Below are 12,423 nucleotides of genomic sequence, written 5' to 3' on the forward strand. Positions count from 1 at the left end.
ATTTAGGAGGTTCGGGTATGGATTGGGGAAGAGCTAAAAATGTACTGATTTGCGCCTTTTTAGGTCTGAATCTGCTGCTATGTTACCAGCTGTGGGTCGATTTACGCGATCAGGTTAGTGCTAATCTTGATTTTACTTCCCTGTCTGCTGAGACCCAAGCCGTAATGGAGCAGAAAGGGATTCGTGTATTGTGTCCCATTCCGGCTTCTACCCCGCAGCTTCCTAACATTACTTATCGTTATTCTGCTGAAGAACAGACTGAACCACCAATTAAATTAGATGTACCTATAGACAGCAAGCTGATCTATTCTTCCTTCTCAGAGCTTAGCAAGGCGCTTGAGGATAAGGTTCCTGACATTTCCAATTATCGCTTTGATTCACAGGAAAGTGAGGTTGGGAAGTTCGTTCTTCATCCGCTGGTTCAAAATCAGTGGTCGTTGTTCCGTGTTAGGCTAGAGTTGATTAACAGTGATCAAAAAATCGTAGCTTACCGCTGGCCGAAGATTGAAATAGGGACAAGCAGCAGCGATAAAGAACAGAAGGTGCTTCCAGCATCGCAAGCACTTAGTAGTTTGATAGAGAAGTATTTCCCGGCAGATTCCGTAGTGAAGGAGATTGAGCTGGGATATTACGGTGAGCTGTTCAACTCGGAAAGTCAGGTAGCTTCGCCGATGTGGCGGTTTATGCTGGAGAACGGCAATGCCTATTATGTGGATGCTATTAGTGCGGACATCATCAGTCCTAAGACAACAGAGTAGAAGGAGTAAGGAAAATGGGGATTTCATTTACAGTACTGTCCAGTGGTTCTACCGGCAATGTAACGGTGGTACGAAACGGGGAGACAACACTTATGATTGACGCAGGTTTTAGTGCCAAGCGGATCGATGAGCTGTTGGCCATGCGTGAACTAACGGGTAATGATATAGACGGGATTCTAGTTACACACGAACATTCCGATCATATCAAGGGACTCGGGGCCATGGCCCGTAAATACGATCTTCCGATTTATGCGAACACCAATACCTGGGGAGCTATCGAGAAGGGAATTGGTAAAATACCGGAGTATAACCGTATGATCATGGAGTCTGGCCAGCACAAGGATTTCGGCAGTATGCGAGTAGAATCCTTTGCGATTTCTCATGATGCAGCGGAGCCAGTGGGTTACAATTTTTATGATGGAAAAGAGAAGTTATGTGTAGCTACAGACCTGGGCTATGTTAGTGATAAGGTAAGAGATGCAATTTCAGATGCAGATGTATTGGTGCTGGAGGCGAATCATGATATCGAATTGCTGAGAATGGGACGTTATCCGTGGAATACGAAACGGCGCATCCTAGGCGACATGGGTCACCTTTCCAATGAGGCAGCTGGAGCTGCGCTTAGCGAAATTCTTACAGGGCGGACTAAACGGACCTATTTGGCGCATTTAAGCCGGGATCACAATATGATGGATTTGGCAAAAATGTCAGTACGCGGCGCAATGGAGGATCGGGGCTGTTTTTTCAAAGATAGTGAGTTCAGACTGTGTGATACGTATTATGATCAACCTACGCCATGGGATAAGCTGAGCCAGTCATAAGCTGATCAAGTTCAGCGGTCTTGCGATCTAATTCTTGACGGGAGATTAGGCCTTTTTCAATCATCAATTCGATCATTGCGCTAAAGGCAAGGGTCATGTGGTAGTGTTCATCCTTTAAGTCACCAAGCTTACCGATAAACTCGACTAAATCCATACTTGTTGAAAAAGAACTCATAATTAATCCTCCTTTAATAGTGTGAATATATAGTGTAATTAGAACTGAAAACTGTAAAAAATTCGCAGGTGTTTTAGCTGAGGAAAATCCCGAATTGCAGGTTGCCTGTGATACAATTAAAAGCGTGATGAGCAATGCTAAAATTTTAGGGACACTTCTATTTTATTGTAGTCTTTTAAGTTGCAAAATATTCCTAATAGAGAAGATATATTAAAAGATTATCATAATCTAACGATTGACCGAAACTCTTGTGGGGTTAATGGATAAAGTGAAACTTTTTAGTGATATTTGGAGTCTAATGGTTACAGAGGTTTGGTTCGGACGTGGTTGCTATAGGTTCAGGTCTTACCAACAGTGAACGCTTGGCAATAGAAGGGGGAGATTTTCGGTGGGATTGTTTGATGATGATTTCTATTCAACTAAAGTTTCGCGGTCCAGAGGGGATGAAGCATCAAAGGGATCGTTTGCTAATCGTAGACATTCTGTACGCAGATCGCGTAAGGGTTTATCTACTTGGCAAATATCCGCCGTTTGCTCCTTAGTCAGCGCTGTGGTGGCAGTTTTGTTATTCAGTATGTTTACAGGCCAGATGAGTCATGAGACTGCTCAGAAGCCGGTTGTAGCAACTGGAAATGTTGCCCCAAGCAGTAGTGATCCATTTGACCGGATTATTCAAGCTGCTGCCACGGTTCGCCCTGCAGTAGTAAGTATTATCAATCATAAAGAAGATAATGAAGAATTAAACATTCTGGATGAGTCTGCACTAGGCTCAGGAGTGATCTATAAAAAGACAGGGAATAAAGCATTTATCATTACCAATAATCATGTCATCGAAGACTCCGGTAATCTCGAAGTAGTTACAGTGAACGGAGAGACTCGTAAGGCAACACTCGTTGGAACGGATAAAGTAAGCGACATTGCGGTACTCTCTATTGATGCCAAAGGAATCGATACCATCGCGCAGCTCGGTGATTCCTCTAAGCTTCGTCTAGGTGAAACGGTCATTGCTATCGGTAATCCGCTAGGACTTGGTGATACATTGACCTCGGGGATTGTTAGCTATACTGAACGGATGGTTCCCGTATCCCTTAATCAGGATGGAGTATATGACTGGGAACAAGAAGTGATACAGACCGATGCGGCGATTAATGAAGGAAACAGTGGCGGCGCATTAGTGGATCTGGATGGCAAGGTCATTGGAATTAACACAATGAAGATTTCAGATACGGGTGTAGAGGGTCTGGGTTTTGCAATTCCTGCGAATCATGTGATAGATATCGCTAATGAGCTGGCTGAAAAAGGACATATTGCCCGTTCGTACTTGGGTGTATATTCAGTTGATTTGAACAATCCGTACGTTCCACTAGCAGAAGATCAACGCAATGAATTGAACCTGCCGAACAGTGTTAAGGATGGAGTAGTTGTTCTAGAAGCCGTTGGCCCTGCGAAGGAAGCTGGACTGCAATTCAATGATGTCATTACCAAATTTAATGATCAATCAATCATATCTACCCTTTCTCTTCGCAAGTACTTATATAATCATACGAAGATCGGTGATGATCTGAAAATTACTTACTATCGAAACGGCGAGGCCAAACAGGCAACAGTTAAACTTCTAGAAAAACCACAGGAATAATATGCTGGAAGTCGGTATATAATGATATAGCAGTTACGACAAGTAGAGCGGACTACCCCTTCGATTCCGAGGGGGTACCTTCTTGAAAAAGCGGATAAAAGTAACGTTTTTGGGAAAGCTATTTTTCTAAAACCATGATAATTATGCCAAAAAAAGGATCTATTTAGGGAATAAACACTAAGTGGCAGCCCTTACATTGGAAGGTAATACTTATTAGGGCAAAAACGGATATATTCGGATGCTTGCTTGCCTTTGCTAATCAGGTGTGGTAATATGATATCAATCATACATTTAGTCCCTAATTCTCGCATTGAAAAGGGCTGTCATATTTGGTAATACAACCTTTTTCAATGTGTGAATTTTTTCTTTGTTTGAAGATAAAAAGAACATATTAATTTAAATTTGTGGAGGTAACACACATGCAAACAGGTACAGTTAAATGGTTCAACGCAGAAAAAGGATTCGGATTTATCGAAGTTGAAGGCGGAAGCGACGTATTCGTTCACTTCAGCGCAATCACTGGCGACGGCTTCAAAACTTTGGACGAAGGCCAACGCGTTGAATTCAACGTTGTTCAAGGCAACCGTGGACCACAAGCCGAAAACGTTGTGAAACTGTAATAATAGAAGAAACCGTCCCAGCTTGTGAAAGTTGGGACGGTCTTTTTATATCTAGTTACTCACTATTTGACTTACAGGATGGGAGGAACGGCAATGAACTACCGGAAGAAACCTTTGGAAGAAATACCGGAAGAAAATACCGCAATTTGGGCATGTACCAATGAGGGATGCAACGGATGGATGAGGGATAATTTCGCATTTGAACATGCGCCTTCTTGCCGTCTATGTGACTCTCCAATGGTTCGCAGCACGAAGATGCTACCCCAATTGCTTAATTCGAATGGCGATCTCAAATCGCTGAAGAAGGGTATTTCCATCTAACCAATACCTAAATGAGTCAAGCATTTAATAGAACGACGAACCACTCAAGACGGGTAAACCGTCTTATTTTTTTTGCTTTCTTTATGCTAAATTGTGATCTTTGTCACAAATCATTTGAATTTCACCGTTAAATGACTATCTTTATGTGACATTTATCACAAAAAGAAGTTTAAATTTTTGACAGAATATAATTAACGAAAAGGGGAGAAGGAAGGGACAAATATGGATACAGTAATGCTGTCGCGTATACAATTTGCGTCGACGACAATATTCCACTATTTCTTTGTACCGGTATCAATCGGACTAGCGCTCTTGATTGCAATCATGGAGACAATGTACGTTAGAAAAGGTAATGAAGAGTACAAAAAAATGGCGCAGTTCTGGGGAAAGCTATTCCTCATCAATTTTGCAGTAGGGGTAGTTACAGGAATCTTGCAGGAATTTCAGTTCGGGATGAACTGGTCCGATTATTCACGTTTTGTTGGTGATGTATTCGGGGCTCCGCTTGCAGTTGAGGCATTGGCAGCCTTTTTTCTGGAGTCTACTTTTATTGGGATATGGATATTCGGCTGGGATAAGGTGTCCAAGCGAGTACATTTACTGTCCATCTGGCTGGTAGCATTCGGTACGATGTTATCTGCATTCTGGATTCTAGCGGCTAACTCTTTTATGCAGCATCCTGTGGGTTTTGAGATAAATAATGGACGTGCAGAAATGAATGATTTCTTCGCGCTTATTACGAACGGACAATTGCTGGTTGAATTCCCACACACCGTACTGGCTGCTTATGCAACAGGTGCTTTTCTTGTAACAGGTATTAGTGCTTATAAAATATTGAAGAAACAAGAGGTTTCTTTCTTTAAGAAGTCTTTTCAGATTGCAGCCATCGTAGGGATTATTTCTTCTATTGGTGTAGCTGTTGCTGGTCACGCCCAAGCGCAATATTTGGTTGAAACTCAACCAATGAAAATGGCAGCTTCCGAAGGACTGTGGGGTAAGAGTGGTGACCCGGCACCTTGGACCGTATGGGCAAACATTGATCCAAAGAATCAAATTAGTAGTGGAGAATTTCAAATTCCTTATATGCTGAGTTTCCTTTCATACAGTAAATTTTCCGGTGAAGTTAAAGGTATGCTTGAGCTGCAAGCGGAGTATGAGCAAACCTATGGCCCCGGTGACTATATTCCACCTGTACGTACGACATTCTGGAGTTTCCGGATCATGGTTCTAGCAGGAACGTTAATGATTGTATTGGGAATGTACGCTATGTACTTAATGTGGCGCAAAAAAATGGACCGTCCGAACACTTGGTTTATGCGGTTTATGTTATGGGGCTTGTTGCTTCCTCCGATTGCGAATACAGCCGGTTGGGTTATGACCGAATTCGGGCGTCAGCCATGGACGGTATTCGGACTGATGACAACGGAAGACAGTGTGTCGCCTAATATTACATGTGGTCAAGTTCTGTTCTCCGTGATTTCTTTTACAACGATTTATTTAATTCTAGGATTAGTGTTGGTCGGATTGTTTATTAAAGTGATTAAAAAAGGTCCTTATGCAATGGATAACGATCACGGCGATTCGAATGATCCATATAACGAGGAGGGTTCCCATGATATCTCTTAATGAATTGTGGTTTGTGCTGATTGCAGTTCTGTTTATAGGGTTCTTCTTCCTGGAGGGTTTCGATTTCGGCGTAGGGATGGAAACACAAATTCTCGCTAAAAATGATACAGAGCGCCGTGTTCTGATTAACTCGATCGGACCCTTCTGGGATGGGAATGAGGTATGGCTTATCACAGCTGCGGGTGCAATGTTTGCGGCTTTCCCGGAGTGGTATGCAACGCTGTTTAGTGGATTCTATATTCCTTTTGTATTTGCCTTATTAGCTCTGATAGCGCGTGGTGTCGCTTTTGAATTCAGAGGTAAACGTGATTCATTGGCTTGGAAAAGAACTTGGGATGCTTGTATCTTTATCGGCAGCTTCCTTCCACCATTCCTCTTGGCAGTAGTATTTGCAAGCTTTATCAAAGGGTTGCCTATTGATGGGGATATGCAAATGTATGCAGGGTTCACAGATATCGTGAATGTGTACACTGTAGTAGCAGGGCTTACTGTTGTCCTTCTGTGCCTGGTGCATGGTCTCATGTTCACAACGCTGCGTACAGTGGGTGATCTACAGGCTCGTGCTCGCAAGTTGGCTCAAAGATTGCTAATCCCACTCGCAGCTTTATTTACTGCTTTTGTGATTATGACTTATAATATGACGGATATTTTCGAGCAACGTGGAACGATTCTTATGATTATTGTCGCCCTGGGAGTTATCGCCTTTGTACTGTCCGGTTACTTCATGACGAAGAAGAAGGATGGCTACGCTTTTGGAATGACAGGAGCGGTAATGGCGCTTTCGGTAACTTCTATCTTTGTAGGATTGTTCCCGCGTGTTATGATTAGTTCAATTGATCAAGCTTTTAATTTGACGATCACTAATGCGGCTTCGGGCCATTACTCTTTGAAGGTAATGACGATTGTGGCACTGACTATCCTTCCGTTCGTATTGGGATATCAAATTTGGAGTTACTTTGTCTTTCATAAACGGGTTCACGAGAAGGAGCATCTTGAATACTAATGGATAAAAACTTGCTTGGGTATAAAGGAGTTAAGCCAGTCTTTCTGATTGTAGGCTTCCTTACCCTGGTGCAAAGCTTGTCCATACTTCTGCTGGCTAAATCGCTGGCAGAAGTCATCTCTGCGCTATTTGCGGGAGAACCTCTGAAGGAACAATGGGGCACTGCGCTATTGTTCCTTCTTGCATTTCTTGTGCGCCATGCTTGTGCTATGCTGATGAGCCGTGTCTCTTACCGCTTCGCGGAAGCAACGGGCAGCACTATGCGGAGGGAAATGATGGACAAGCTCTTCCAGCTTGGCCCTAGAATGGTGGGCGGGCGTGGAACCGGGGATCTTGTTACACTGGTGCTGGAAGGCGTAACTAAATTCCGCACGTATCTTGAAGCGATCATTCCTAGAATGGTAGGGATGTCTGTTACACCGATCTTGGTGCTTATTTACGTCTTTACGATGGACACTACGAGCGGGATTATTCTTACGGTAACTATGCCGATTATTATTGTTTTTATGATTTTGATTGGGATGACGGCCCGTAAGCAAATGGATCGGCAATTGAAATCGTATCGTACATTATCTAATCATTTCGTAGACTCATTACGTGGGCTAGAAACATTAAAATTTCTAGGACGCAGTCGTAGTCATAGCGACAGCATTGCTACTGTCAGCGATCGTTATCGCTCGGCGACCATGCGTACGCTGCGAGTGGCCTTTTTGTCATCGTTCGCCCTGGATTTCTTCACTATGCTGTCTGTAGCTTCTGTAGCGGTAAGTCTTGGTTTGCGGCTTGTAAATGAACAAATGACATTGGTTACGGGCTTAACGATTCTAATCTTGGCTCCGGAATATTTCCTGCCTGTCAGATTGGTAGGTTCAGATTTCCATGCTACTTTGGATGGGAAAGAAGCCGCTGAAGCAATGAAGAGCATTATAGATCAAGATGAGGTGAAGGCTGAAGTAATCGTCCCTAACGGTGATCTATCTGTCGGTTCTGCAGCAAAAACATCGGAACAAATATTCACTTGGCATGAGAATAGCGTGCTCACATTAAATGACGTTAGCGTGAAGTATGAGGAAGCAGGGCTTTCTTCGCTGGAAGCGCTGAACCTGCAATTTAAAGGAGCTAGCAAAATTGGGATTATCGGAGAGAGCGGGGCCGGTAAATCTACTTTAGTGGATATATTAGGGGGTTTCTTACACCCTACTTCAGGAAGTATCACGGTTAACGGTACTACGGTTAGTGCATTAACGGATGAGGCTTGGCGAAAACAGACCTCGTATATCCCGCAGCGTCCGTATATTTTTAGCGGTACGTTAGCTGATAATATACGTTTTTATTACCCTGAGGCTTCTATGGAGGCTGTTGCCGAGGCAGTGAAAGCTACTGGTTTATCGGGTTTGGTGGATACTCTTCCGCATGGCTTAGATGAGATGATTGGTGGCGGTGGCCGTTCGTTCAGCGGTGGCCAGGAGCAACGGGTGGCATTAGCCCGGGCACTGCTTAGCAGCCGTCCGATTATGCTTCTAGACGAGCCAACGGCGCATCTGGATATTGAAACGGAATATGAGCTGAAGGAGACGATGGTGCCCCTTTTTGAAGGAAAGCTGGTCTTTCTGGCTACCCATCGCCTGCACTGGATGCTCGATATGGACATTATTGTAGTAATGAAGCAAGGCCAAGTGGCAGAAATCGGTACCCATCAGGAGTTACTTGCCCGCAAGGGTGCGTATTATGAGTTGATTGGGTCGCAATTGGAGGGAATCCATTGAAACGTGAAGGATGGTTTGCTCCCTATGTATCGTCGTATTTTTGGCGTTTTGTGCTAATTATTGTGCTTGGGGCGTTGACGATTTTTACTGCCTCTTCATTGATGTATACTTCAGGATTTCTGATCTCAAAAGCGTCTACACCGGTCGAAAATATCCTGATGATCTACGTGCCGATTGTTGGTGTACGTACGTTTGGAACAAGCCGGGCAGTCATTCACTACGTGGAACGGCTGATTGGGCATGACACCATTTTACGGATTCTTTCTAAAATGCGTGTGCGCCTGTACAATATTTTGGAGCCACAGGCCTTGTTCCTGTCGTCGCGTTTTCGTACTGGGGATATTCTCGGGATGTTAGCTGATGACATCGAATATTTGCAAAATGTATATCTGAGAACCGTATTTCCAAGTGTTATTGCTTTATTGATCTACGGGGTTGCAGTGATTGCGTTGGGCACCTTTGATATCGGTTTTGCGTTATTAATGGCTTTGTATATTTTGGTGTTGGTCGTGGTATTGCCGCTTATATCTTTGTTGTTCACCCAGAAACGTCAACGTGAAGTGAAGGTAGAGCGTAATCACCTCTATCAAAAGCTGACGGACGCCGTTCTCGGTATGGGCGATTGGGTCATTAGTGGACGGCAAAGCCAGTTCGTGGAGACCTACGAAGCAGATGAGAAAAAAGTGGCCAAAACTGATGCAGCGCTGCGCAGCTGGGCGCGTCTACGTGCGTTTATCGGGCAAGCAGTCGTTGGGGTTGGTGTACTTTCGATGTTATATTGGGCCGCCGGAGAGTATGCGGATGGTGCTATTGCAGGTACTTTGATTGCGGCGTTTGTCTTGGTTGTTTTTCCTGTAGCAGATGCTTTTTTGCCAGTATCCGAAGCAGTGGAGAAAATCCCGCAGTACCGTAACTCGCTGGAGCGGTTGTCTGGAGTGGTCGGAGAAGAGCAGAATATAGTTTCCGAACAGGCATCTATAGTCGATGTTCTACCTCAGGCCATAAAAAGTGCTCATATCAAGCTCGAAAATGTGGGTTACCGCTATGGATCAGAGGATAATTGGTCGGTTCGTGATCTCAGCCTCGACATCCCACAAGGCAAAAAAATTGCCATCATCGGCCGTAGCGGGGCAGGGAAATCGACGTTGTTAAAGGCTATTCAAGGGGTTATCCAACCTTCTGCAGGTTCGGCTATGATTAATGGAATCGCGGCTGCTGCCTATGGCGATAACATTCCGTCTATTATAGCGGTGCTAAATCAAAGCCCACACTTATTTGATACTACGGTAGCGAACAATATTCGCATGGGTGATCCGAAGGCTTCCGAACAAGCGATTAAAGAAGCTGGAGCATTAGCCAAAATGGATACGCTGATCTCCTCGTTACCAGATGGATACAATACCTTTGTCCGTGAAGCGGGGCAACGTTTCTCCGGTGGAGAGCGCCAGCGGATAGCGTTAGCTCGTATTTTGCTGCAAAATACACCTGTCGTCATTCTTGACGAACCGACCGTAGGGTTGGACCCAAGCACGGAGCGTGATCTTTTGCAGACGATGTTTGAAGCTATGGACGGTAAATCTCTGATCTGGGTAACGCATCATTTGGTTGGTGCGGAGCAGATGGATGAAGTGATTTTTATGGAAAATGGCTCGGTAGAAATGCGTGGAACCCATGCGGAGCTGATGGAAAAAGAACCACGTTACCGCAGATTGTATGAGCTGGATCGTCCAGTGGAGTTTCTAGGGTAGGATGGAGAGTTTGCAGATAACATTTATAGAAATTAGAGAGATATAAGTGAAGAGATTCCTTTTGCCCGTTTGGGGTGGGAGGAATCTTTTTTTTCGGTAGGGCAAGAATATAGACAATGGATGAACAGATTGCTGGAATGGATAGATAGGAGTTCCATTTTCGTGGGAAGTATGGTAGAACAATAGAAGGAGTATTAGGCCGCAGCGGCACAGAAAGGGATGCTTGGTTGAATGTATGTAGTATGTAAAGAACATGTAGAGTTAGCCATCGACAAATTTGTGGACGAGTATGAGGATGCACCTGATATTGTGGACTTGAAGGAGACCGAGTTCTCGGACTGGGACCCGCCGGCCAAATGTGCGGAATGTGAGAAGAATGCGGAATATTTAGTGGTCTAAAGGACTGTTAAAATTTATTAAAAACACCTTGCAGTTCCGGAAATGGGCCGCAGGGTGTTTTTTTGCATGAAATAATATATGTGTTAGCCGATTAGGTCTTATGCATCTGCTGCATCTACTATGTCGGTCAGCGAGCTACTTCGGTTGCCTCGGCGATAGAGAATAGCTGAGATGATGGCGATCAATGCTGCAATAGAGAGTCCCCAGTAGATATTGGAGTAGGCTGCAGAAAGCGGCAGTCCGCGCTGCCATTCCAGAGCGCTTGCGGCCATAGCCACGCTGAAGGCGCCGCTAAAGAATTGCAGCAGCTGGAACAGGCCCATCCCAGAGCCGATTTGCGAAGAAGGCAGAATCCGAGAGATTTCATTGGATACACTACTGGACAGTGTCGTGAAGGCCAGACTCATAATCATATAGATGAACATGACGGCAATCCATGACCGCCCAGCAAAGAAAGCGAATAGGATGGTAGCGGTCAATACGAGCAATGGTGCAAAACGTAAAATCCCCGCATTGCCATAACGGTCAATGATTCGCCCCACAGAGCGGGAGACAAAGATGGCGAGCAGCGAACCCGGAAAGATCACAAGCCCGGCATGGCTTGCGCTGAAGCCGAAACGGTGAGTCAGAATCTGCGGCAGCAGGAATAACGTGGCAAAACTGCACAGGTAGGAGGCAACTCCGATCAGAGCCAACACGAGATATGAGCGGTTACGGAAAAGCTCCGGCATCACGAACGGATCAGGTGTGCTGCGGATACGGCCAACAAATAAAGCAATGGCGACAATTCCGGCGATCAAGGCAATCCACAGCCCGCTGGTCAGGAACAGCAGCAGCCCGGTCGTGCCGACGCCCAAGAACAGCCCGCCAAGCACATCAAAGGAGCCACGGGTGGGTACTTCTTTGGGCAGCAGAATAAGGAACAGCGGCACTAGAAGCAGAATAGCTGCCGTTACAGAGAATAACCAAATCCAACCGAGATATTCGACGATGGCTCCGCCCGCGACCGGCCCAAGCCCTAGACCCAGCGAGACGGCTGACATAATTGTCGCCATTGCTTTGCCGCGGCGGGCTTGCGGGATATAGCGGGTAAATAGGACAAGCGACAAGGACATTACTGCGCCCGCACCTGAGGCCTGGAGAATACGAACGATAAGCAGGAAGATAAAGTTGGTGCTGAAAAAGCCGGCAACAGCCGCGAGGCCCAGCGTCAACAAGCCTATAACCAACAGACGGCGAATCGGCAGAAAATCAGAAAGCCGGCTGTACGTGATTGAGGCAATCGAGAACATAATGGAATACCCAGTGACAATCCAAGAAGCAGACGCAGCCGTAATCCCGAAGGCTTCGGTCACATCAGGCAGCGCCAGATTGAACATAGCCGTATTCATGATGACGAGAACCACAGCGACACTGAACAGCAGGGTCAGCAGGCCTTCTCGTGGAAGAGGCGCTTCCGGAACGGAGGCTTCATGATCCGCATTCGCGGAGAGGTTATTTACAGAAGTCATGTGCGAAGCACTCCTTTTATTATTGTTTAATAGTTCGAT

General features: G+C 45.3%; 12 protein-coding genes. 10 read left to right on the forward strand and 2 right to left on the reverse strand.

Translation table 11 applies throughout. The features are described 5' to 3' along the window. Window positions 1-17 precede the first annotated feature (17 nt). Both yycI and MKY14_RS27205 read left to right on the forward strand, forming a co-directional pair. On the forward strand, window positions 18-758 hold the full coding sequence (yycI, locus tag MKY14_RS27200) for a two-component system regulatory protein YycI (RefSeq protein ID WP_340977747.1): 741 nt from the start codon (window positions 18-20) through the stop codon (window positions 756-758). A 14-nt stretch (window positions 759-772) separates the two neighbouring features. After that, window positions 773-1,579 carry an MBL fold metallo-hydrolase gene (locus MKY14_RS27205; protein WP_036677825.1) on the forward strand — a complete coding sequence of 269 codons (807 nt, stop codon included), beginning with the start codon at window positions 773-775 and terminating at the stop codon, window positions 1,577-1,579. On the opposite strand, the gene MKY14_RS27210 is transcribed toward MKY14_RS27205, so the two are convergent. Beyond that, complete coding sequence (locus tag MKY14_RS27210) at window positions 1,548-1,754, reverse strand: hypothetical protein (RefSeq protein WP_036677826.1); 207 nt, start codon at window positions 1,752-1,754, stop codon at window positions 1,548-1,550. The two genes, MKY14_RS27205 and MKY14_RS27210, sit on opposite strands and share 32 nt — an antisense overlap. A gap of 388 nt (window positions 1,755-2,142) precedes the next feature. Here MKY14_RS27210 and MKY14_RS27215 point away from each other — a divergent pair, with 388 nt between their 5' ends. From MKY14_RS27215 to MKY14_RS27250, 8 genes are all read left to right on the forward strand, one after another. Beyond that, window positions 2,143-3,390 (forward strand): S1C family serine protease, encoded by a 1,248-nt coding sequence (locus MKY14_RS27215; RefSeq protein ID WP_076124305.1) that lies wholly within the window; start codon window positions 2,143-2,145, stop codon window positions 3,388-3,390. 419 nt (window positions 3,391-3,809) lie between these two features. Beyond that, the gene (locus tag MKY14_RS27220) at window positions 3,810-4,010 is read left to right on the forward strand and encodes a cold-shock protein (protein WP_019914582.1); all 201 of its coding nucleotides are present in this window, start codon (window positions 3,810-3,812) and stop codon (window positions 4,008-4,010) included. 93 nt (window positions 4,011-4,103) lie between these two features. Further along, complete coding sequence (locus tag MKY14_RS27225) at window positions 4,104-4,331, forward strand: cold-shock protein (RefSeq protein ID WP_036677829.1); 228 nt, start codon at window positions 4,104-4,106, stop codon at window positions 4,329-4,331. 222 nt (window positions 4,332-4,553) lie between these two features. Continuing rightward, complete coding sequence (locus tag MKY14_RS27230; RefSeq protein ID WP_340977748.1) at window positions 4,554-5,957, forward strand: cytochrome ubiquinol oxidase subunit I; 1,404 nt, start codon at window positions 4,554-4,556, stop codon at window positions 5,955-5,957. After that, window positions 5,944-6,960, forward strand: a complete 1,017-nt coding sequence (gene cydB, locus MKY14_RS27235; RefSeq protein ID WP_340977750.1) for a cytochrome d ubiquinol oxidase subunit II — start codon at window positions 5,944-5,946, stop codon at window positions 6,958-6,960. The genes MKY14_RS27230 and cydB overlap by 14 nt, the downstream gene beginning before the upstream one ends. Then, window positions 6,960-8,726, forward strand: coding sequence for a thiol reductant ABC exporter subunit CydD (cydD, locus tag MKY14_RS27240; RefSeq protein WP_340977752.1), 1,767 nt, complete (start codon window positions 6,960-6,962; stop codon window positions 8,724-8,726). The genes cydB and cydD overlap by 1 nt, the downstream gene beginning before the upstream one ends. Continuing rightward, the gene (gene cydC / locus MKY14_RS27245) at window positions 8,723-10,474 is read left to right on the forward strand and encodes a thiol reductant ABC exporter subunit CydC (RefSeq protein WP_340977754.1); all 1,752 of its coding nucleotides are present in this window, start codon (window positions 8,723-8,725) and stop codon (window positions 10,472-10,474) included. Before cydD ends, cydC begins: the two co-directional genes overlap by 4 nt. A 231-nt stretch (window positions 10,475-10,705) precedes the next feature. Next, window positions 10,706-10,873: a CxxH/CxxC protein gene (locus MKY14_RS27250; RefSeq protein ID WP_063829780.1), complete on the forward strand. Its 168-nt coding sequence runs from the start codon at window positions 10,706-10,708 to the stop codon at window positions 10,871-10,873. A 98-nt stretch (window positions 10,874-10,971) separates the two neighbouring features. Here the strand turns inward: MKY14_RS27250 and MKY14_RS27255 are convergent, their stop codons facing one another. Continuing rightward, on the reverse strand, window positions 10,972-12,384 hold the full coding sequence (locus MKY14_RS27255; protein ID WP_038573941.1) for an MFS transporter: 1,413 nt from the start codon (window positions 12,382-12,384) through the stop codon (window positions 10,972-10,974). Window positions 12,385-12,423 lie beyond the last annotated feature (39 nt).

The sequence above is a fragment of the Paenibacillus sp. FSL R5-0887 genome, assembly GCF_038002305.1.
GTDB classification, from domain to species: Bacteria; Bacillota; Bacilli; order Paenibacillales; family Paenibacillaceae; genus Paenibacillus_AQ; species Paenibacillus_AQ odorifer.